A 20,927-nucleotide genomic window follows, 5' to 3' on the forward strand; every position below is an offset into this window, starting at 1 on the left:
CCACCCGGCCGCAGATGGCGCCCCGATGCGAGTCGACGAATCTCCGTGCGTTACACCGATGACGGCTTTGCAAAGAAAAAATCCCGGCACTCCATCCGGAGGCCGGGATTTGTCAGACATGCCGTACGGCAAAATCCTGAAACAGCTTACTTCTTATAGTTGGCAACGCCGTCGGCGATTTCCTTGTGGGCTTCCTCAATACCGCCCCAGCCTTCGACCTTGACCCACTTGCCGGCCTCCAGCGCCTTGTAGTGCTCGAAAAAGTGCTTGATCTGATCCAGCAGGTTCTGGCCGACGTCCGACAGGTCGGTCATGTGGGCCGTTGCGGGGCTCAGCTTGTTGACCGGCACGGCAACCAGCTTGGCATCCACACCGGATTCATCCGTCATCTTCAGCATGCCCAGGGCACGGCAGCGCACCACGCAACCGTGGATGAGCGGGAACGGCGTGACGACCAGCACGTCGACCGGGTCACCGTCGCCCGAGAGCGTCTGCGGGATGAAGCCGTAGTTGGCCGGGTAGCGCATGCCGGTGCCAACGAAGCGGTCTACGAACAGCAGGCCGGTTTCCTTGTCGGCTTCGTACTTGACCGGGTCGCTCTGCGCCGGGATCTCGATGATGACGTTGAAATCGTTGGGGATGTCCTTGCCCGGCGAGACGTTGTTGAAGCTCATGGAAATGCTCCGGAATGCGCGAAGTGCGTAAAAACGCGACGCAAATGGTTGGAAAGAAGCGTGAAAAACTGTCGGCGGGCATTATAGCCCCTCACACTCGGACGCTTGCCCTACCCCGGCCGCACCCGTGCGAAAATCGGGCGTTGCCGATCTTTTGCAGGAACCCCCCATGCATGCCCAGCACTTCATCGCCAACCGTCTGATGTCGCCCGATTCGGGGCTGCGCATCAAGGTGTTCGATCCGTCCGACGGCCAATCCTTTGCCGAGATTGCGCGCGGCAACGCCACCGACATCAACGTGGCAGTGCATGCCGCGCGGCGGGCGTTCGAAGGCGTGTGGGGTCAACTGGCGCCGGCCGAGCGCGGCCGTGTGCTGATGCGCGTAGCCCTGCGCCTGGCCGATCACGAAGAAGAACTCGCCCGCCTGGAAGCCCGCGACACCGGCAAGCCCATGCGCCAGGCGCGCGCCGATGCCCGCGCCGTCGCCCGCTACTTCGAGTTCTACGCCGGCGCCGCCGACAAGCTCCACGGGCAGACCATCCCCTACCCGGCCGATACCACCGTGCTGACCGTGCGCGAGCCGCATGGCGTGACGGCGCACATCATCCCGTGGAACTACCCGATGCAGATCTTCGGGCGCAGCGTGGGCGCCGCATTGGCAGCCGGCAACGCGTGCGTGGTCAAGCCGGCGGAAGACGCGTGCCTGTCGGTCCTGCGCGTGGCGGAGCTGGCCGCCGAGGCCGGCCTGCCCGATGGCGCACTCAACATCGTGACGGGCTATGGCCACGAAGCCGGCGCGGCTCTGGCGGCGCACCCCGGGATCAACCATGTGTCGTTCACGGGGTCGCCGGAAACGGGCAAGGCCATTGTGCGAGCGGCCGCCGAAAACCACGTGCCCGTCACGCTGGAACTGGGCGGCAAATCTCCGCAGATCGTGTTTGCCGATGCCGATCTGGAAGCGGCTATTCCGGCCGTGGTGAACGGCATCATCCAGAACGCCGGCCAGACCTGCTCTGCAGGCAGCCGCGTACTGATCGAGCGCAGCATCTACGAGGCAATGCTGGACCGGCTCGCCATGGTGTTCGAATCGATCAGGGTCGGCCCGTCGTCGCTGGATCTGGATTGCGGCCCGCTCATCAACCCCAAGCAGCAGCAGCGCGTGTGGGATTTCGTCTCGGATGCGCAGCACGCCAACATTCCGGTGATGGCGCAGGGCCAGGTGGTGCCTGAGGCGCCCGAGACCGGCTATTACCAGGCGCCAATGCTGCTGCGGGATGTACCCCACACGCACCGCCTCGCCCAGCAGGAAGTGTTCGGTCCGCTGCTGGCCGCCATGCCGTTCGACACCGAAGCCGAAGCGCTGGCCCTGGCCAACGGCACACCGTACGGCCTGGTGGCCGGCGTGTGGACAAACGGCGGTGGCCGCCAGATGCGCCTTGCGCGCAAGCTCAGGGCCGGCCAGGTCTTCATCAACAATTACGGCGCGGGCGGCGGCGTTGAACTGCCCTTCGGCGGAACGGGCCACTCGGGGCACGGGCGCGAAAAGGGCTTCGAAGCGCTCTACGGCTTTACCACGCTCAAGACCATCGCCATCCGCCACGGCTAAGGCACAACGCAACATTCCACCCACAACACGAGGAGACACCATGCGGCTTGCCGGCAAGATTGCCATCGTCACGGGCGCGGGTTCAGGCTTTGGCGAGGGTATCGCCAACACCTTTGCCCGCGAAGGCGCACGCGTCGTCGTCAACGACTTGAATGCGGAGGCCGGTGAGCGTGTAGCCAGCGCCATTCGCGTGGCCGGCGGCGATGCGCATTTCGTGCAGGCTGACGTCTCCAATGGCGATTCCGTCGCCAAGCTGCTGGGCGCCACGCTGGCGCGCTATGGCGATCTGCACATCGTCGTGAACAATGCCGGCACGACGCATAAGAACAAGCCGTTGCTGCAGATCACCGAAGACGAGTTCGACCGCGTGATGGCCGTCAACGTGAAGAGCATTTACTGGACGGCACATCACATCGTCCCGCACTTCCGGGAGCGCGGCGGCGGCGTGTTCGTCAATGTGGCGTCCACCGCTGGCATCCGGCCGCGGCCCGGGCTCGTCTGGTACAACGCCAGCAAGGGCGCCGTCATCACAGCCAGCAAGGCGATGGCGGCCGAGCTGGGCCCCGACAAGATCCGCGTGAACTGCGTGAACCCGGTAATGGGTGCCACGGGCCTCATTGAGCAGTTCATGGGCGTACCCGACACCCCCGAGAACCGCGCGCGCTTCCTGGCGACGATCCCGATGGGGCGGCTCTCCACGCCGCAGGATGTGGCCAACGCATGCCTGTACTTGGCGTCGGACGAAGCCGAGTTCATTACCGGCGCGTGCCTGGAGGTGGACGGCGGGCGCTGCGTATAAACCCTGCCGGCGGGCGTCTTGGCGCGCCCGTCCGAGAAGCGCAGAATGCTGTGGCGGTTTTCCAGGCCGAGGTAGGTAACGAGGAGCACTCGGCCTGAACTCACAATAACTCTGGAGACCCGATGGCCACCACCACCCCACCCACCTCACCGGTCGGCGGCGCAGGCACGCTGCCGCCCCGGTCCGCTAGTGCATTTGAAGAAGCCACCTACCGCAAAGTGACGTGGCGCCTGGTTCCGTTCCTGCTGCTGTGCTACGTGGTCGCGTATCTCGATCGCGTCAACGTGGGCTTTGCCAAGCTGCAGATGCTCAACGACCTCAAGTTCAGCGAGACCATCTATGGGCTCGGCGCCGGCATCTTCTTCATCGGTTACTTCCTCTTTGAAGTGCCGAGCAACGTGATCCTGCACCGCGTGGGCGCACGCATCTGGATCGCGCGGATCATGATCTCGTGGGGCATCATCTCGGCGGCCATGATGTTCGTGACCACGCCGGCCATGTTCTACGTGATGCGCTTCCTGCTGGGGCTGGCAGAAGCCGGCTTCTTCCCGGGGATCATCCTGTACCTCACGTATTGGTATCCGGCGCAGCGGCGCGGGCGCACCACCACCTTCTTCATGACGGCAATTGCGCTGTCGGGCGTGATCGGCGGCCCCATCTCGGGCTGGGCGATGAAGGCGTTTGCCGGCCTCTACGGCCTGGCCGGCTGGCAGTGGATGTTCCTGATCGAAGGCATTCCGTCAATCATCGTCGGCATCGTCGTGCTGGCGTATCTGGACGACCGCATCAGCCACGCGAAGTGGCTGACTGACGAAGAGAAGGCGCTGCTCGCGCGCAACATCGCCGCGGAAGACGCCGAGAAGGAAGACCCGCCCATCCGCACCGTCATGGCCAGCCCGCGCGTATGGCTGATGAGCCTGATCTACTTCACCTTCGTGATGGGCCTGTATGGCGTGAGCTTCTGGCTGCCGACGCTGATCAAGCAGACCGGCGTGGCCGATCCGTTCTCGGTCGGCCTGCTGACGGCGATTCCGTACGGCGCAGCAGTCGTCGCGATGGTCCTGGTGGCACGCAGCGCGGATCGCCTGCGCGAGCGCCGCTGGCACATCGCGATTCCCGCAGTGGTGGGCGCGGTCGGGCTCGTACTGTCAGCCGTCTGGCACACCGACACCATGCTGGCCATGGCCGCACTCACGCTCGGCACCATGGGCATCCTGACCACGTTACCGCTGTTCTGGAGCCTGCCGACTGCGTTCCTGGCCGGCACCGGTGCCGCCGCCGGCATTGCGCTCATCAATTCGCTGGGCAACCTCGCGGGCTTCCTGAGCCCCTACGCCGTCGGCTGGCTGAAAGACGCCACGCAGAGCACCGATTCGGGCATGTACATGCTGGCCACGTCGATGGTGCTGGGTGCGATCCTCACGCTTTCCGTACCAGCACGGATGGTGAACAAATAGGCGCCGTCACCAGCAAGAAAAAAGGCCGGGATGATCCCGGTCTTTTCTCATTTCACGGCAAGCAATGCGCTTTGCCGATAGTGGCGCTGGGCGTCTTCCATGCGCTCCGTCTGCTCGAACATCTGTGCAAGCGCCAGATGCGCATGGGCGCGCAGGTTGCCGGAGTGATCGGCATCGGCATATTTCAGTGCCGACTCCAGGTTCGACTGCGCCTTGCCCCAGAGCTGCTCCTTGAAGCACAGCATGCCAAGCGTGTAGAACAGTTCGGCATCCACCGGATGCTGGGCGAGCCATTTCTCTGCTTGCTGGATCAGCGGCAGCGCCTTGCCCGGCACTGCGCAATCGGCATAGCGGCGGATCAGGCGGCCATCCCAATGGGTCTTCAGGCCCTCTTCGACGATGCGCTTGGCATCATCGGTGCGACCGAGTTGCGCGAAGTACAGCGCCGCCTGCGAAGCGATGCGCGGCGAACGGCGTTCTTCCGTGGTCAACTCGCGCCAGAAGCCGTTCAGGGCATCGGCATCGTGGCGGCGCTCGGCCAGCAGCGTTTCACAGGCCATCTGCTTGAGTCGTGCGGCCAGCACGGAATGGATGGCGTTGCGCTTTTCCAGTGCACGCGTCAGGCGCAGCACCTCGCTCCAGTTCTTCAGATGCTGGTGAGCACGCAAGGCAATGCGTTGCGCCTGAATCTGCCGCGCCCCCTGCGATTGCAGTTGCGCGATCTTCTCGAGCGCGCCTTCCGCATCGCGAGCGTCAACCAGCAGTTCGGCCATCGACACAAGCTTCGCCTGCTCACGATCGGGCGAGGACACTTCGGCCATCCACGCGTCGCGGCGCTCGGTCTCCTGCATGCGGTGCGCGGCACGGGCACCGATCAGCGCGGCCGTCTCGCGCTGAGGCTCCCAGGCCTGGGCTTCTCGCGCCTGGCGCTCCGCATGACCAAAGCGGCCGGCAAACAGGCTTTCCATTGCTTCACGCAGCGCCGCCGATGCCTTCAGGATGCGGTTGCGCTCGCGATACGCCGCTGCACGCGCCGGCATACCCGCAACATGGTGGAAAAGGCGCATCACGAGATGCAGCACCACGAACGTCGCCAGCAGCGCAGCCAGCACGAAGTTGAGCGACATCTCCACCCGGTACGGCGGGTAGAACAGCACGACGTTGCTCAGATTGAGTTCGGTAAACAGCGCCAGCCCCACGGCGGCGGCAAACAGGAGCGCGACCCAGAATACCCAGCGCATGCTCACTCCTTGCCCGAACCGCGCACGGCGGCAAGGCTGTCAGCCAGCGTTGGCACCTGCAGCGTGCCAACCGTCGCGCGCGCCTGCGACAGTTGATTCTGCACTGTGGTCACGCGCGAAGACTGCGTATCAAAGTAGCGCGCGAGCAGCGTATCAGCGCGCCCCAGATCGGCGCGGAACACGGCTTCATTGCGCGAGAGCAACGCCAGGCGCGCATTCATCAGGCGCAGCTTGAGGTTTTCGCGCAGGAACCACGCTTGGTCGGAAGACAGCAGCAGTGCCTCGGTCTGATCGACGCGGCGCACCTGTACGATCTGGCCGAGTTCGCCGCGCACGTCGTTCCACAGGCGGCCCCACCAAGCGCGCACGCCTGCCGACCATCCGGCGTTTGGCGGCGTCGAGGCAACGGGCGCCGACGCAGCGTGTGCCTTGGCATTCTTCGAGGGTTTCGCCACAGTATGCGGCGCCTGCGCAGCCTGTTCCGCCTCCAGCGGCTGGGCCGACGAGACGAGCGGCAGCGTATCGACCGCGTTGATGGCGTCATCCAACCGCAGCGCAGCACCGGCCAGATCAAACGACGGCATCGCCTTGAGCTTGGCCATGTCGCGCGATACCGCCCGACGCACGGCGTTGAACTGCGGCTTGTCGAGCGTGGCCAGGCGCGCGTCGATCGTTTGCAGCGCAGCCAATGCACCCGCGACGTTGCCGGTCAGTTGCAGTTGTTCAGCGGTCACTTCCAGCGAACGCTGGATCTCGGCGCGCTGCCAGTCATCGCGGTTGCGCAGGAGGTCTTGATTGGCCTGCTCCAGCGCGGCCTGGCGATCGCGCGTTTCAGCGGTGCGGGCATCCAGCGCGCCAAACTTCTGCTGCAGCTGGGAAACCGAATCCTGATCGGCCCGCGAGAGCACGCGCATCTCCTGCGCCAGCGCCTCATTCGTTTGGGCGCGCTGACGGATCTCGCGTGCAAGGCGTTCGTTGCGCACCTGTAGCGCGGCCACTGCCGCCACGACCGCGACCAGCGCCACCCAGATGATCCAACCGCCACGGCGCGGCGCATGGTTGACCGTCATGGTGGGCGCAAACGCAGCCGGCGGAGCAGCAGGCGCAGGACTCGGCTTGACGGCTGCGGGCGCTGGCGTTGAAGCGGGAGCGGGAGCGGACGAGGGAACGGGAGTCTGCGTCACAGTGGAAGAAGAAGTAGACGGGTTTGAATCATCCGGCACCGTTGCTGGGGCATGCTCGGGAGCCCATATCGGCCCGGCCCAGGCGAGCACGCTGGCGAGGAGCCGGTCGTCGCCGGCGCCGGTCAGCGTCACATCGCGGAAACCCAGCGATTCGGCCTGTTCGACGATGCGGGCGTGCGAAGCAAAGCATGGCGCGCCGTGCAGCGTATCGAGATCAGCGGGCGACAGGTTGGCGCGGGCCAGCTCATCAAGATTGCGGACGGCCTCGGAGCTGGTGAGCGTCCAGGCGTGGCGGGACGAAAGCACGGCACGCAACGCAAGCCACGCAGCGGCATCGGGCACCGGTACGCTGCGGCGATAGGCTTCCGCCGTACGGACCGATGCACCGGCTTCGCGCAGCTGATCGGCCAGCCACTCACGGCCACCGTTGCCGCGCACGATCAGCACTTCACGGCCGCTCAGCGAGGGCACATCCAGCCGCGCGTAGAGCGCCTCGGAATCCTGGCGGGCGTCGTCGGCATGCGTGTCGGGCTTGATCACACGGTGCGCGGGCGGCGCGACCCCGTGCGTGGCAAGCGCCTGTGCGCTCGCGGGCCCCACTACTGCCACCGGTACTTCCTGCGGCCAGCGGAAGCCTTCCGGCATGGCGGAAAATGCCTGCTGCACGGCGTTGGGGCTGACGAACACGACCAGCGCATAGCGCGACGGATCGCCCAGCGCGGCACGCAAGTCGTCGAGATTGGGCGTCGGCGCAATGTCGAGCAGCGGAAACTGGTGCGTGCGCAGGCCGTGGCGCTCAAGCGCCGCCACCAGCATGGGCGCCTGTGCGCGCGGACGCGTGACCACCACCACGGGCGGGGTTGCCGATTGAACAGGCGGCGTGCTGGAAGCGGGCGACGATGGTGACAAGCGCGGTGGCAAGTGGTCGTCCATGGCGAGCCGTGGGATTCAGGTAGCGGGTGGGGCGTCGGCGCCCAGCACGGCAAGGATGTCGCGTGCGCCGCCGGCCAGCATCTGCTGGGCGACGCGCACGCCCAGTGCGTCGGCTTCGGCCAGCGTAGATGGCGTGGCTTCGCCATCCGCGGCGAGTTTGCGGGTGCCGTCCTGCGAAGCAACAAAGGCGCGCAGGCGCAGCGTGCCGCCGTCCGACCACTGCGCGAACGAGGCGAGTGGCACCTGGCACGAACCGCCGAGAATGCGCGAAACAGCGCGTTCAGCCGTCACGGCCAGTGCAGTGGGCTCATCGTGCAGGGGCGCGAGGCAGGCTCGCACGTCTGCGCGATCGGCGCGAATTTCGATGCCGAGCGCACCTTGCCCGGCTGCCGGTAGCGATTCTTCCGGCGCGATGGTCGAGCGAATGCGATCGACCAACCCCAGGCGCTTGAGCCCCGCAGCGGCCAGGATGATGGCAGCGTAGTCGCCGCGATCGAGCTTGCCGAGGCGCGTATCGAGGTTGCCCCGCAGCGGCTGGATCACCAGATGCGGAAACCGAGCCCTCAACGAGGCCTCGCGGCGCAGGCTCGACGTGCCCACCACGGCGCCGGCAGGCAGCGAGGCCAGATCGGCGTAGTCGTTGGAAATAAAGGCGTCGCGCGGGTCTTCGCGTTCGAGGATGGCCGACAGCGCAAAGCCTTGCGGCAATTCCATCGGCACATCCTTGAGCGAATGTACGGCGAGATCTGCGCGCCCCTCGGCCAGCGCGACTTCCAGTTCCTTCACGAACAAACCCTTGCCCCCCACCTTCGCGAGGGAGCGGTCGAGAATCTGGTCGCCGCGCGTGGTCATTCCAAGGATGGACACGTCGCACGCGGGATAGTATTTTTGCAATGCAGCACGCACGTGTTCGGCTTGCCAGAGGGCTAGCCGGCTCTCGCGCGAGGCAATGACCAGCTTGGTCGGCGCCTGGGCTGCAGGAGTCGTTGCAAGCTGGGATTGACGGGAAGTCGGGCGGGCGTTGGAAGACATGCGGCAATGGTAGCACGCAGCATTTTCGCGACAGTCCGGCTATCACGTTGAAGTGATACAGAAACGAGGGCCGTTCAGGCACCTTCGAGCACCCAACCTAGGAGACACCATGACGCAGCCCGCCGCGCGCCGCGCTTCCTCGCGCGCGACCACCGCCCGCAAGGCTTCCGCCGCCCCCGCCAAGACCAGCAAGGCCACGAAGGCCATCAAGGCTGCCAAGCCCGCCGCCAAACCGGTGGCCAAGGCCAATGGCGCGGACGAAGCCAATGGCGCATCACTCGGCCCCACTTCCCGGCGCTCGTCGGGCAGCGCCGCGGCCAAGGATCAGCCGCTGAAGGAAGACATCCGCTTCCTCGGGCGCCTGCTGGGCGACGTGCTGCGTGAACAGGAAGGTGGCGCCGCCTTCGAAACCGTCGAGACGATCCGCCAGACCGCCGTGCGTTTCCGCCGCGACGGCGACCGCCAGGCCGAGCAGGAACTCGACCGCCTGCTGAAAGCCTTGTCGCGTGAGCAAACCAACTCCGTGGTGCGCGCGTTCAGCTACTTCTCTCACCTGGCCAACATTGCCGAAGACCAGCACCACAACCGCCGCCGCCGCGTGCATGCGCTGGCGGGCTCGCCACCGCAGCCGGGCAGCATGATGCGCGCGCTGCTGTCGGTGGCCGACGAGGGTGTCTCGGGTGAGACGCTGCGCCGCTTCTTCGATGCCGCGTTGATCGTGCCCGTGCTCACGGCCCACCCGACCGAGGTGCAGCGCAAGAGCATTCTCGATGCACAGCGTGAAATCGCCCGCCTGCTGGCCGAACGCGACACGCCGCTGACCACCCGCGAGCGTGAACGCAACACGACGCTGCTGCGCGCGCACGTGACCAAACTGTGGCAGACACGCATGCTGCGCACCACGCGTCTGATGGTGGCCGACGAGATCGAAAACGCGCTGTCGTACTACCAGACGACGTTCCTGCGCGAGATTCCCGCGCTGTACCGCGAACTGGAAGAGGACGTCGCTGCCGTATTCCCGCGCCGTGGCGCACGTGGCGAACCCACCCCGTTGGCGCCGTTCTTCCAGATGGGCTCGTGGATCGGCGGCGACCGCGACGGCAACCCCTTCGTCACGGCAGAAACCCTGCGCTACGCCGCCCGCAAGCAGGCCAGCGTGATCCTTGCGTGGTATCTGGAAGAGATCCACGCGCTGGGCGCCGAACTGTCGATGTCGACATCGCAGGTGGATGTGAGTGCTGAATTGCTGGCGCTGGCGGAGCAGTCGCCCGATCGATCGGAGCATCGCTCGGATGAGCCGTACCGCCGCGCGCTGATCGGCGTGTATGCGCGCCTGGCTGCGACGTGCCGCGAGCTGACCGGTGAAGACGCCGGCCGCCACGCCGTCGGCCCGGCCCCGGCTTACACGAGCGCGGAAGAGCTGCGCGCCGACATCCAGATCGTCACCGATTCGCTGGCGGCACATCACGGCGAGGCACTGGCTGATGCGCGTCTGGCCTCGCTGGCGCGTGCGATCGATGTGTTCGGCTTCCACTTGTCGTCGATCGACTTGCGGCAGGTGTCTGACGTGCATGAAGCGACCGTCGCCGAGCTGCTGAAGGTGGCGGGCGTGGAAGGCGCGTACGCCGCACTGTCCGAAGCCGACAAGCGCACGCTGCTGCTGCGCGAACTGCAACAGCCGCGTCTGCTGACGCTGCCGTTCCATGCGTACAGCGAGCAGACTACGCAAGAGATCGACATCTTCCGCGCCGCGCGCGAGGTGCGTGCCCGCTACGGCAACCGCATCGTGCGCAACTACATCATCTCGCACACCGAGACGCTGTCGGACCTGCTCGAAGTGATGCTGCTGCAGAAGGAAGCCGGCATGTTCCGCGCGAATGCCAATGGCGCTGGCGTGGGGCTGGACGTGATGGTGATCCCGCTGTTCGAGACCATCGAAGACTTGCGCAACGCCTCGCAGATCATGGGCGATCTGCTTGCCCTGCCCGGCTTCGATGCCGTACTGGCCGCGCAGGGCAACGAGCAGGAAGTCATGCTCGGCTATTCGGATTCCAACAAGGACGGCGGCTTCCTCACCTCCAACTGGGAGCTGTACAAGGCCGAGCTGGCGCTGGTGGAGCTGTTCGAGCGCAAGGGCGTGCGCCTGCGCCTGTTCCATGGCCGCGGCGGCACGGTGGGCCGAGGCGGCGGCCCGACCTACCAGGCCATCCTGTCGCAGCCGCCGGGCACGGTGAACGGGCAGATCCGCTTGACCGAGCAGGGCGAAATCATCTCCAGCAAGTTCGCCAACCCCGAGATCGGCCGGCGCAACCTGGAAACCATCGTCGCGGCCACGCTGGAAGCGACGCTGCTGCCCACGCGCAACCGCCCGAAAGGCCTGGAGGAGTTCGAAGCCGCGATGCAGGCGCTGTCGGACAACGCCTTTGCCGCGTACCGCAACCTCGTCTACGAAACCCCAGGCTTCAAGGACTACTTCTTCGCCACCACGCCCATCACCGAGATTGCCGACCTGAACCTCGGCTCGCGCCCGGCCTCGCGCAAGCTGATGGACAAGAAGCACCGCCGCATCGAAGACCTGCGTGCGATTCCGTGGGGCTTCTCATGGGGCCAGTGCCGTCTGCTGCTGCCGGGCTGGTTCGGTTTTGGCAGCGCGGTGCAGCGCTGGCTGGACGACGCCGGCAACGCAAAGGCCCGCGCCGCGCGCCTGACCACGCTCAAGCGCATGCACAAGCAGTGGCCGTTCTTTGCGAACCTGCTGTCGAACATGGACATGGTCCTGTCCAAGGCCGATCTGAACGTGGCCTCGCGCTACGCGCAGCTCTGCGACGACCGCAAGCTGCGTAACGCGGTGTTCTCGCGCATCTCGGCGGAGTTCGCGTTGACCGAGCAGATGCTGGCAGCCATCACAGGACAGTCGGAGCGCCTGGCCGACAACCCGCTGCTGGCACGCTCCATCAAGAACCGCTTCCCGTATCTCGACCCGCTGAATCACTTGCAGGTCGAACTGCTCAAGCGCTTCCGCTCGGGCAAGGCCGGCAGTGACGATGCGCGCGTGCGGCGCGGCATCCATCTGTCGATCAACGGGATTGCCGCGGGCCTTCGCAATAGCGGCTGATCAGGCAGCCAGCGCGGTGGCGGCCGGGCGACGGCTGATCCACGCCATCGCCATCGCGCCGGCGTATGACAGCGTCATCAGGCCAAACACCATCGGCGCGGCGTGCGCCAGCCCTGGCACCACCGTCACGACGGCGCCCGCCGCTGCCACGCCCAGCAAACTGCCGGTCTGCCGCGCGGCGTTGAGCAAGCCCGACGCCGTGCCGGCCAACTCGCCCGGTGCCGCAGACAGGATGGTCGACGTCATGGGCGCAATCGCCAGCGCGGTACCGCCGCCGTAAGCCACCATCGTCGCGCTCACCACCCACAGGTGCACGTGCCCCGTCAGCGCAGCCGACGTTGCCAGCAAACCCGCTGCGCCGATCACAAGGCCGCCCAGCATCATCGCCGGCGTAGAAAAACGCGCCATCAGCTTGCCCGCGAAGATGTTGCCCGCCGACAGGCTCACCGCCATCGGCAGCATGACCAGCCCGGTCTGGCGTGCGCTCAGATGTTCGACGTTCTGCAAATGCAGGCTCAGCACGAACAGGGCGCCGTAATAGCCGAAGTTCAGCAGGAACCCGACGCCATTGACGGCGCCCAGCGTGCGATGCCCCAGCCAGGCCAGCGGCACCAGCGGTGCACGCGCCCGGCGTTCGGCCAGGACGAACAGTGCGCCAGCCGCCAGCGTCAGCAGCGCGGCACCCCACACCCAGGGCGACAGCGCGCCGCGCGCCGGCCACTCGATCGCGGCAAAACACAGCGCCGCAAGCATCACCGGGCGCGTCGTCTTGCAGAGCAACTCGGCGCTGGCGCTGTTCGAGGCGGTGGCCGCCGGCATTGGGATGACCGAACTGGTGTGCAGGCGTGCGCAGATCTATCCGCAACTTGTGCGTGTGTTGCGCAATCGCCGCAGCATGCAGGACGTCTGGCTCGTGACGCACGCCGATCTGCACAAGACCGCGCGCGTGCGTGCCCTGCTCGATTGCATCGTCGAAGCGTTCGACGCGCCAAAAAAAACCGCCACACCGTAACGAGCAGCCGGTGTGGCGGCCCAACAAACCTCTTAGCTGATGAACGCCACCGGCACCGGGTCTTCACCCAGCACCGAGAGCAGCACCGCCCAATGCATCGTCTCGTCGCCCAGGATGCTGGCGGCGGCCTTGGCCAGGTCGCGCGTGTAGAAACTCGGCATCACCCCCAAGTAGGCCGAGGCAGCGCCCTTCTCCAGCCCGGCGGCAAAACGCAGCACGTCGGCCTGCGTCTTCAACTGGCTGACCGGGAAGTTGTATTCCGCCACCTTCTTTTCCATGACGGGCGTGCCGCCCAGCTTGGAGACCGTGCCCGCCAGCACCGATGCATGTGCCTTGTGGTGGCCCTGGAACTTCACCGCCGTTGCCAGTACGGGCTTTTGCAACAGGCCGCTTTCCGCGCCCACCTGATAGGCGGCGATGGCCTGATACTCGAGCCCGAGCGCCACGTTCAGGATGTTGACGTCGTCTTTCACGCTGCCCGATTGCGTCTGCGCCCACGCCGGCATCGACTGCCCCAGCGACACCGCCGCCAGCGAGCCCAGCGCCATCAGCCCCGGAGCGCGCAGCAGCACGCGGCGGCGCGCATCGATGCGCGGGTTCTCCCCTTCGAACAGATCCATCTCTTTGGTCGTATCCATCGTCCGTCTCCTTGCATGTGTTGGGAAGAAGCGCGACCCATATACTGCCGAGGTGCGGATCGCAGGCGTTTATCCAGCGCCTGATCGTTTGTACGAAGGGCGTACCCAACTGGATGCAATAAAACCTCAGCGCCTTTCACGTGAATTCACCCACGACCACGGTTTCTACCTACACTTTGGGCAAAACCGTCCACAGAAAACTGCCCACGTGCTCACCTATCAGCGCACCGCCGAAGACCCCGCCGCGCAACCTGCCGACCCGCCAGCGATGTCCGCAGCAGCGCGCCCCCCGAGCGCCGACGCTGAAGAGTTGGCCGCATTGCTGCAACGCATCAGCCTGGGCGACCGCGACGCCCTGCGCACGCTGTACACGCGCTGCGCACCGAAACTGTTTGGGCTCGCGCTGCGTATCTTGGTCAGGAAGGACTGGGCCGAGGACGTTTTGCAAGAAAGTTTCGTCAACATCTGGCGCCATGCCGGCGATTACCGCCCGCATCTGGCCGCCCCCATGACGTGGATGACCACCATCGTGCGCAACCGTGCACTCGACTGCCTGCGCCGGCAGCATGCCGAGCGCGTGCAGGAATCCGTGCCCCTGGACGACGCCTACGCCGATGTCCTGGCCGACCACGCTCCTGGCCCTGCGGACATCGCGCTCGCCGGTCAGCAGGCCCGCGCGCTGGCCGAATGCCTCAAGCGCCTCGACCCGAAGCAACGCCAAGTCGTGTCGCTCGCCTATCTGCGTGACCTGTCGCACAGCGAGCTGGCGCAAACGCTCTCGCTGCCGCTGGGTACCGTCAAATCCTGGATGCGACGCGGGCTGGACCGCCTGCGCGAATGCCTCGGAGCACCGTGATGGACCCGCGCCGCCACCCCGATCTCGTCGACAAGCTGGCCGCCGAATATGCGGTCGGCACCTTGCGCGCCGGCGCACGCCGCCGGTTCGAGCAGATCCTTCGCCACGACGACGCCGTGCGCGCCACGGTTGAACGCTGGCAACGCTATCTGGCCGACTTGCCCGCGCTCCAGCCTGCCACGGCGCCGCTGCCGGAAATCCTCTGCCGCGTGGAAGTGCAACTCGGCTGGCGCGAGCCGACGCCGGCGCGGAAGGCGCTCTGGCAACGGATTTGGCAAGGCACCGGCTTCTGGCGCGGCGCCACCGCAGTCGCGGCGGTTGTCGCGGCGGTCGCGATCGGGCTGAACCTGCGGCTGGCGCAGCAATTGCGTGATGCACCTGTCGCCAACGCCGTGGCCGTGCTGCAGGACGCGCAGGCCCAGGCGGCCGTCCTCGTCACCTGGGATGCGCGCACCGGAACGCTATCGCTCAAGCGGCTGGATGCAACGCCGCTCAATACCGAACAGGCCTTGCAGCTCTGGGCACTGCCCCCCGGCGGGCATCCGCAGTCACTTGGGGTGATCGGGCACCAGCGCGCCGTGCGGCTGACGGTAGCGCAGCCGTTGCGGCAGGTGCCGGCGCTCGCCATCAGCGTGGAACCGCGTGGCGGCTCGCCCAATCCGCAGGGGCCGACCGGGCCGGTGGTCTTCAAGGGCGCGCTGATCGACAGCACGCTGTAGGCACCCCGGCGCGGGGGCCGGAAGGCCTGTCGGGCGATATAATCGCGGTTTCCTGAATTTGCGGCTGGCGCTTCGCCGGCCGCGCTCCTCCAGCTGTCCGCCCATGACCTCCCAACTCGCCAAGAAGGCCGAAGCGTGGTCCGCCCGCTTTAACGAGCCGGTGTCCGATCTCGTCAAGCGCTATACCGCATCGGTGTTCTTCGATAAGCGCCTCGCGCTGTTCGACATCCAGGGCTCGCTCGCGCACGCCGCCATGCTGGCCAAGCAGGGCATCATTGCCGAAGCCGATCGCGCCGCCATCGAACAGGGCATGGCGCAGATCCGCCAGGAGATCGAAGCCGGCACGTTCGAGTGGAAGCTGGACCTGGAAGACGTGCACCTGAACATCGAAGCGCGCCTGACCGCCATGGCGGGCGACGCCGGCAAGCGCCTGCACACGGGCCGCTCGCGCAACGACCAGGTCGCCACCGACATCCGCCTGTGGCTGCGCAGCGAGATCGACAACATCGTCGGTCTGCTCAAGGCCCTGCGCGGCGCGCTGCTGGACTTGGCCGAGCAGCACACCAACACCATCGTCCCGGGCTTCACACACCTGCAGGTCGCGCAGCCGGTGGTGTTCGGCCACCACCTGCTGGCCTACGTCGAGATGTTCACGCGCGACACCGAGCGCATGCTCGACGCCCGCCGCCGCGTCAACCGCCTGCCGCTGGGTGCCGCTGCACTGGCAGGCACGAGCTACCCGATCGACCGCGAATTTGTCGCACAGCAACTCGGCTTCGAAGGCGTATGCCGCAACTCGCTGGATGCCGTGTCCGACCGCGACTTCGCCATCGAATTCTGCGCTGCCGCCGCGCTCATCATGACGCACGTCTCGCGCTTCTCTGAAGAGCTGGTGCTGTGGATGAGCCCGCGTGTGGGTTTTATCGACATTGCCGACCGCTTCTGCACGGGCAGCTCGATCATGCCGCAGAAGAAGAACCCCGATGTGCCCGAACTGGCACGCGGCAAAACCGGCCGCGTCAACGGCCACCTGATTGGCCTGCTCACGCTGATGAAGGGCCAGCCGCTGGCATATAACAAAGACAATCAGGAAGACAAGGAACCACTGTTCGATACGGTGGATACGGTGGTCGACACGCTGCGCATCTTTGCCGACATGGTGCCGGGCATCACCGTCAAGGCCGACGCCATGCGCGCCGCTGCGCTGCAGGGCTACGCCACCGCCACCGATCTGGCCGACTACCTGGTCAAGCGCGGCCTGCCCTTCCGCGATGCACATGAAGCCGTGGCCCACGCCGTGCGTGCGTGCGACGACCTGCGCTGCGACCTGGCGGATCTGTCCGTCGCGCAACTGCGTGACATCTGCGGCCTGGGCGACAAGGCCAACCTGATCGGCGACGATGTGCACACTGTGCTGACGCTGGAAGGCTCGGTCGCTTCGCGCAACCACATCGGCGGAACGGCGCCGGAGCAGGTGAAGCAAGCCATTGCGTTTGCACGGGCTGCGCTGGCTGAGTAATTCGCAGCCGCTTCAAACAAAAACGCCGCGCTGATCAACTCAGCGCGGCGTTTTTGTTTGTGCGACTGAAACTCAGCGCACGCAATCGACGAAGTACTCCATCCTGCCGTCGACCTCTTCCTCGACCAGCCCGTGAATATCCGTCTCAAAGCCCGGGAACAGCTTGTTGAACTCGCGAGCGAACTGCAGGTACTGCACGATCGTTTTATTGAAGCGCTCGCCCGGGATCAGCAGCGGAATGCCCGGCGGATACGGTGTCAGCAGGATGCCGGTGATGCGGCCTTCCAGATCGTCGATCGCGACACGCTCGGTCTCGCGGTGCGCCATCTTGGCCCAGGCATCCGACGGGATCATCGCAGGCTCCATATCCGAGAGGTACATCTCGGTCGTCACGCGGGCCACGTCGTTGGCCTGATAGACGCTGTGGATGCTGTCGCACAGTTCACGCAGGCCGATGCGCTCGTACTGCGGATACTGGCGCACGAATTCCGGCAACACGCGCCACAGCGGCTGGTTGTTGTCGTAATCGTCCTTGAACTGCTGCAACTCCGTCACCAGCGAGTTCCAGCGGCCCTTGGTGATGCCGATCGTGAACATGATGAAGAACGAGTACAGACCCGTCTTCTCGACGATGATGCCGTGCTCGGCCAGGTAGCGCGTGACGATGGCGGCCGGGATGCCGGAATCGCTGAACTTGCCGTCCACATCCAGGCCCGGGGTGATGATGGTGGCCTTGATCGGATCGAGCAGGTTGAAGTCTTCGGCCAGGTTGCCGAAGCCGTGCCAGCGCTCGTTGGCCTTGAGCATCCACGCTTCGCGCTCTTCGATGCCTTCGTCCGACAGATCGTTCGGGCCCCAGACCTTGAACCACCAGTCGTCGCCGCGGCCGTTGCCACCATTTGTGCCCAGGTATTCGTGCTCAACCTTGCGCATGGCGCGGCGGAAGTCCAGCGCTTCGGCAATGCTCTCTTCCACCAGCGCGGTGCCGCCCGGCGCTTCCATCATCGCGGCCGCGACGTCGCACGACGCAATGATCGAGTACTGCGGGCTCGTCGACGTGTGCATCAGATACGCCTCGTTGAAGCGATACGTATCGAGCTTGCGCGTCTCGGAATCCTGCACGAGGATCTGCGAGGCCTGTGACAAGCCAGCCAGCAGCTTGTGCGTGCTCTGCGTGGCATAGACCAGCGCATCCTTGCTGCGCGGACGGCCGTGGCCGATCGCGTGCATGTTCTCGTAGAACGGGTGGAACGACGCGTGCGGCAGCCACGCTTCGTCAAAGTGCAGTGTGTCGATTTCGGTCGACAGCATGTTCTTGATCATCTCGGCGTTGTACAGCACGCCGTCGTACGTACCCTGCGTGATGGTCAGGATGCGCGGCTTCTTGTTCTTGGCCTTGCTGGCAAACGGATGGTCGGCGATCTTCCTGGCGATCGTTTCCGGCTCGAACTCGCTCTTCGGGATCGGGCCGATGATGCCGAAGTGGTTGCGCGTCGGCATCAGGAACACGGGGATCGCGCCCGTCATCATGATCGCGTGCAGATTCGACTTGTGGCAGTTGCGGTCCACCACCACGATGTCACCGGGCGCCACGTTGGCGTGCCACACCATCTTGTTCGACGTCGACGTGCCGTTGGTCACGAAGAACATGTGGTCCGAACCGAAGATGCGCGCAGCGTTGCGCTCAGACGCGGCCACGGGACCCGTGTGATCCAGCAGTTGGCCCAGTTCTTCCACGGCGTTGCAGACGTCGGCGCGCAGCATGTTCTCGCCAAAGAACTGATGGAACACCTGCCCCACCGGGCTCTTCAGGAACGCCACGCCGCCCGAGTGCCCCGGGCAATGCCACGAATACGAGCTGTCTTGCGCGTAGTCGATCAGCGCCTTGAAGAACGGCGGCGGCAGCGAATCCAGGTAATTGCGCGCTTCACGAATGATGTGTCGGGCCACGAACTCGGGCGTGTCCTCGAACATGTGGATGAAGCCGTGCAGCTCGCGCAGCACGTCGTTCGGCAGATGGCGCGAGGTGCGCGTTTCGCCGTACAGGAAGATGGGGATGTCGGCGTTGCGGCGACGCACTTCTGCCACGAAGGCGCGCAGGTTTTCGACGGCTTCCGGTTCCGGCTTGTCGTTGTCCGGATTGATGAACTCGTCGTCGTCGATCGAGACGATGAAGGTGGACGCGCGGCTGGACTGTTGCGCGAACGAGGTCAAGTCACCATAGCTGGTGAGGCCGGTCACCTCCATCCCTTCCTGCTCGATGGCCTGGGCCAGCGCGCGAATGCCCGACCCGGAGATGTTCTCGGAGCGGAAGTCCTCGTCAATGATGATGACGGGAAAGCGGAATTTCATCGTGGTTCCTTATGGATGCAGCTAAAGGCACCGCTCCGGATACGCCTGAACGCGCGGAAACGGACTACAAAAACTAGGTCTTGGGCAGCGTCACACCGTGCTGGCCCTGGTACTTGCCACCACGATCCTTGTACGAGGTTTCGCATTCCTCGTCGCTCTCGAAGAACAGCACCTGCGCGCAGCCTTCCCCAGCGTAGATCTTGGCGGGCAGCGGCGTGGTGTTGGAGAACTCGAGCGTCACGTACCCTTCCCATTCAGGCTCGAACGGCGTGACGTTGACGATGATCCCGCAGCGCGCGTACGTGCTCTTGCCCAGACACACGGTCAGCACCGTGCGCGGGATGCGGAAATACTCCATCGTGCGGGCCAGCGCGAACGAGTTCGGCGGGATGATGCACACATCGCCCTTGAAGTCGACAAACGACTTCTCGTCGAAGTTCTTCGGATCGACGATGGTGCTGTTGATGTTGGTGAAGATCTTGAATTCGTCGGCGCAGCGGATGTCGTAGCCGTAGCTCGACGTGCCGTAGGAAACGATGCGGCGCCCATCGGATTCGCGCACCTGACCGGGCTCGAACGGCTCGATCATGCCGTGCTGCTCTGCCATGCGGCGGATCCACTTGTCGGATTTGATGCTCATGGAGCGTCCAGATACCTTGGATGAACAAATGGGGGCAGCCTTCGCGGTGCGAAAACTGTCCCCATTTGGTCACGCCAGCGGCCGGGCCCGCGCCTGGGGCCGGTTTGGAACGCGGATTGTACTCCCAAACCTGTGACGGAAAACCCCGTGGCGGCCGATGGCTTGCGCTGGCCTTATCCGGGCAAACGCGAGCGGATCAGCGGCCGGATTCCGCCGCCTGGAGCAGTTCCCCGCGCGGCCCGACCATGCCGGCCACTCCCGGCTCGGCCACAAAACGGTCCCGTCCCGTGTAGAGCAGAAAGTGCCGCCCCGTGCACCGCGCAAACAGCGTCAGGTTGACCCGCTGCGCCATCTGGTGGCCCATCTGCGTGACACCTGAGCGCGACAACAGGAACGGAATACCCATCTGCGCGCCCTTGATGACCATCTCGGAGGTCAGGCGGCCGGTGGTGTAGAAGATCTTGTCGCCGCCCTCCATGCCCTCAAGCCACATGCGGCCGGCGATGGCATCCACGGCATTGTGGCGGCCCACGTCTTCAATGAAGTGCAGCAGCTGGCCGTGCGCATCGAACAGTGCGCAGCCATGCACGGAGCCCGCCTGCTTGTAGATCGACTGCTGCAGGCGGATGGCGTCCACCACGCGGTACAGCGTGGTCTGCGTCATGCGCGCGTCGGGCGGCAGATGGATGGCGTCGATCTCGTCCATCAGCGAGCCAAACACGGTGCCTTGCCCGCAGCCGGTGGTCACGGTGCGGCGGGCGGTCTTCTCGTCCAGGTCGGCGATGCCGGCGCGCGTGGACACGGCAGCCGATTCGGTTTCCCAATCGACCTGGATGGAGGCGATGTCTTCGATGCTGCTGACCAGGCGCTGGTTACGCAGATAGCCGAGTACGAGCGCTTCGGGCGCGCCGCCCAGCGTCATCAGCGTGACGAGTTCGCGCTTGTCGAGATAGACCGTGAGCGGGCGTTCACCAGGGATGTAGACATGGCGTGCGCGGCCCAGCTCGTCGAGCACTTCAACCTCGTCGAGCAGTGGAACAGAAGCGTTGGTCAGTTCGGGGCGCAGCGGCATCGATGTCTTCGTTCAAATAAAAATGCGCACGGCGAGCGTGCGCATGCTGCGGTTGGTACCTGCCCGAGAGCAGGTACC

The 20,927-nt window shown here is 65.4% G+C and carries 17 protein-coding genes; 8 read left to right on the forward strand and 9 right to left on the reverse strand.

Features of this window, described 5'->3' with window-relative positions:
- Nucleotides 1-146: 146 nt before the first annotated feature.
- The gene (gene ppa, locus CFE42_RS03570; RefSeq protein ID WP_004636370.1) at nucleotides 147-674 is read right to left on the reverse strand and encodes an inorganic diphosphatase; all 528 of its coding nucleotides are present in this window, start codon (nucleotides 672-674) and stop codon (nucleotides 147-149) included.
- A 169-nt stretch (nucleotides 675-843) separates the two neighbouring features.
- On the opposite strand from ppa, the gene CFE42_RS03575 reads away from it, so the two are divergent.
- The 3 genes from CFE42_RS03575 to CFE42_RS03585 all read left to right on the forward strand — a co-directional run bounded on the left by CFE42_RS03575 (nucleotide 844) and on the right by CFE42_RS03585 (nucleotide 4,536).
- Complete coding sequence (locus CFE42_RS03575; RefSeq protein ID WP_004636372.1) at nucleotides 844-2,280, forward strand: aldehyde dehydrogenase family protein; 1,437 nt, start codon at nucleotides 844-846, stop codon at nucleotides 2,278-2,280.
- A 40-nt stretch (nucleotides 2,281-2,320) separates the two neighbouring features.
- Nucleotides 2,321-3,079 (forward strand): SDR family oxidoreductase, encoded by a 759-nt coding sequence (locus tag CFE42_RS03580; RefSeq protein ID WP_004636373.1) that lies wholly within the window; start codon nucleotides 2,321-2,323, stop codon nucleotides 3,077-3,079.
- Nucleotides 3,080-3,201: 122 nt separating this feature from the next.
- Complete coding sequence (locus CFE42_RS03585; RefSeq protein WP_004636376.1) at nucleotides 3,202-4,536, forward strand: MFS transporter; 1,335 nt, start codon at nucleotides 3,202-3,204, stop codon at nucleotides 4,534-4,536.
- A gap of 47 nt (nucleotides 4,537-4,583) precedes the next feature.
- Here CFE42_RS03585 and CFE42_RS03590 read toward each other — a convergent pair whose 3' ends face one another.
- Genes CFE42_RS03590 through hemC form a run of 3 tightly spaced genes read right to left on the reverse strand, consistent with a single transcriptional unit; the run spans nucleotide 4,584 to nucleotide 8,926 of the window.
- Nucleotides 4,584-5,777, reverse strand: coding sequence for a heme biosynthesis protein HemY (locus CFE42_RS03590; RefSeq protein ID WP_004636378.1), 1,194 nt, complete (start codon nucleotides 5,775-5,777; stop codon nucleotides 4,584-4,586).
- 2 nt (nucleotides 5,778-5,779) lie between these two features.
- Nucleotides 5,780-7,894 (reverse strand): fused uroporphyrinogen-III synthase HemD/membrane protein HemX, encoded by a 2,115-nt coding sequence (gene hemDX, locus CFE42_RS03595; RefSeq protein ID WP_004636381.1) that lies wholly within the window; start codon nucleotides 7,892-7,894, stop codon nucleotides 5,780-5,782.
- A 15-nt stretch (nucleotides 7,895-7,909) separates the two neighbouring features.
- Complete coding sequence (gene hemC / locus CFE42_RS03600; protein ID WP_004636384.1) at nucleotides 7,910-8,926, reverse strand: hydroxymethylbilane synthase; 1,017 nt, start codon at nucleotides 8,924-8,926, stop codon at nucleotides 7,910-7,912.
- Nucleotides 8,927-9,035: 109 nt separating this feature from the next.
- Between hemC and ppc the strand changes: the two genes are divergently transcribed.
- Nucleotides 9,036-12,041, forward strand: coding sequence for a phosphoenolpyruvate carboxylase (gene ppc / locus CFE42_RS03605; RefSeq protein ID WP_004636385.1), 3,006 nt, complete (start codon nucleotides 9,036-9,038; stop codon nucleotides 12,039-12,041).
- Here the strand turns inward: ppc and CFE42_RS03610 are convergent, their stop codons facing one another.
- Nucleotides 12,042-12,794, reverse strand: a complete 753-nt coding sequence (locus CFE42_RS03610) for an MFS transporter (protein WP_238563849.1) — start codon at nucleotides 12,792-12,794, stop codon at nucleotides 12,042-12,044.
- 16 nt (nucleotides 12,795-12,810) lie between these two features.
- Between CFE42_RS03610 and CFE42_RS03615 the strand changes: the two genes are divergently transcribed.
- Nucleotides 12,811-13,053, forward strand: coding sequence for a LysR substrate-binding domain-containing protein (locus CFE42_RS03615; protein WP_024972311.1), 243 nt, complete (start codon nucleotides 12,811-12,813; stop codon nucleotides 13,051-13,053).
- Between the two features lie 32 nt (nucleotides 13,054-13,085).
- Here the strand turns inward: CFE42_RS03615 and CFE42_RS03620 are convergent, their stop codons facing one another.
- A complete protein-coding gene (locus CFE42_RS03620) occupies nucleotides 13,086-13,691 on the reverse strand; it encodes a ferritin-like domain-containing protein (protein ID WP_004636389.1) in 606 nt (201 codons plus the stop codon).
- Nucleotides 13,692-13,899: 208 nt separating this feature from the next.
- Here CFE42_RS03620 and CFE42_RS03625 point away from each other — a divergent pair, with 208 nt between their 5' ends.
- The 3 genes from CFE42_RS03625 (at nucleotide 13,900) to argH (ending at nucleotide 16,785) form a co-directional block, all read left to right on the forward strand.
- On the forward strand, nucleotides 13,900-14,547 hold the full coding sequence (locus CFE42_RS03625) for a sigma-70 family RNA polymerase sigma factor (RefSeq protein WP_004636392.1): 648 nt from the start codon (nucleotides 13,900-13,902) through the stop codon (nucleotides 14,545-14,547).
- On the forward strand, nucleotides 14,547-15,266 hold the full coding sequence (locus CFE42_RS03630) for an anti-sigma factor (RefSeq protein ID WP_004636395.1): 720 nt from the start codon (nucleotides 14,547-14,549) through the stop codon (nucleotides 15,264-15,266). Before CFE42_RS03625 ends, CFE42_RS03630 begins: the two co-directional genes overlap by 1 nt.
- 103 nt (nucleotides 15,267-15,369) lie before the next feature.
- Nucleotides 15,370-16,785: an argininosuccinate lyase gene (gene argH, locus CFE42_RS03635; RefSeq protein ID WP_004636396.1), complete on the forward strand. Its 1,416-nt coding sequence runs from the start codon at nucleotides 15,370-15,372 to the stop codon at nucleotides 16,783-16,785.
- Nucleotides 16,786-16,857: 72 nt separating this feature from the next.
- Here argH and CFE42_RS03640 read toward each other — a convergent pair whose 3' ends face one another.
- From CFE42_RS03640 to CFE42_RS03650, 3 genes are all read right to left on the reverse strand, one after another.
- Nucleotides 16,858-19,137, reverse strand: a complete 2,280-nt coding sequence (locus tag CFE42_RS03640; RefSeq protein ID WP_004632157.1) for an arginine/lysine/ornithine decarboxylase — start codon at nucleotides 19,135-19,137, stop codon at nucleotides 16,858-16,860.
- A 73-nt stretch (nucleotides 19,138-19,210) separates the two neighbouring features.
- Nucleotides 19,211-19,777 carry a dCTP deaminase gene (dcd, locus tag CFE42_RS03645; RefSeq protein WP_004632155.1) on the reverse strand — a complete coding sequence of 189 codons (567 nt, stop codon included), beginning with the start codon at nucleotides 19,775-19,777 and terminating at the stop codon, nucleotides 19,211-19,213.
- A gap of 196 nt (nucleotides 19,778-19,973) precedes the next feature.
- Nucleotides 19,974-20,849, reverse strand: coding sequence for a formate dehydrogenase accessory sulfurtransferase FdhD (locus CFE42_RS03650; RefSeq protein ID WP_004632153.1), 876 nt, complete (start codon nucleotides 20,847-20,849; stop codon nucleotides 19,974-19,976).
- Between the last annotated feature and the right edge of the window lie 78 nt (nucleotides 20,850-20,927).

The organism is Ralstonia sp. PBBBR1 (assembly GCF_002256165.1).
Lineage (GTDB): Bacteria > Pseudomonadota > Gammaproteobacteria > Burkholderiales > Burkholderiaceae > Ralstonia > Ralstonia thomasii.

Coding starts and splice junctions, on each gene's coding strand:
- CFE42_RS03650 (WP_004632153.1), bottom strand. CDS start 20,849: ATGCCGCTGCGCCCCGAACTGACCAACGCTTCTGTTCCACTGCTCGAC.
- CFE42_RS03630 (WP_004636395.1), top strand. CDS start 14,547: ATGGACCCGCGCCGCCACCCCGATCTCGTCGACAAGCTGGCCGCCGAA.
- hemDX (WP_004636381.1), bottom strand. CDS start 7,894: ATGGACGACCACTTGCCACCGCGCTTGTCACCATCGTCGCCCGCTTCC.
- CFE42_RS03580 (WP_004636373.1), top strand. CDS start 2,321: ATGCGGCTTGCCGGCAAGATTGCCATCGTCACGGGCGCGGGTTCAGGC.
- CFE42_RS03640 (WP_004632157.1), bottom strand. CDS start 19,137: ATGAAATTCCGCTTTCCCGTCATCATCATTGACGAGGACTTCCGCTCC.
- dcd (WP_004632155.1), bottom strand. CDS start 19,777: ATGAGCATCAAATCCGACAAGTGGATCCGCCGCATGGCAGAGCAGCAC.
- ppa (WP_004636370.1), bottom strand. CDS start 674: ATGAGCTTCAACAACGTCTCGCCGGGCAAGGACATCCCCAACGATTTC.
- CFE42_RS03590 (WP_004636378.1), bottom strand. CDS start 5,777: ATGCGCTGGGTATTCTGGGTCGCGCTCCTGTTTGCCGCCGCCGTGGGG.
- argH (WP_004636396.1), top strand. CDS start 15,370: ATGACCTCCCAACTCGCCAAGAAGGCCGAAGCGTGGTCCGCCCGCTTT.
- ppc (WP_004636385.1), top strand. CDS start 9,036: ATGACGCAGCCCGCCGCGCGCCGCGCTTCCTCGCGCGCGACCACCGCC.
- CFE42_RS03575 (WP_004636372.1), top strand. CDS start 844: ATGCATGCCCAGCACTTCATCGCCAACCGTCTGATGTCGCCCGATTCG.
- hemC (WP_004636384.1), bottom strand. CDS start 8,926: ATGTCTTCCAACGCCCGCCCGACTTCCCGTCAATCCCAGCTTGCAACG.
- CFE42_RS03610 (WP_238563849.1), bottom strand. CDS start 12,794: ATGCTTGCGGCGCTGTGTTTTGCCGCGATCGAGTGGCCGGCGCGCGGC.
- CFE42_RS03585 (WP_004636376.1), top strand. CDS start 3,202: ATGGCCACCACCACCCCACCCACCTCACCGGTCGGCGGCGCAGGCACG.
- CFE42_RS03620 (WP_004636389.1), bottom strand. CDS start 13,691: ATGGATACGACCAAAGAGATGGATCTGTTCGAAGGGGAGAACCCGCGC.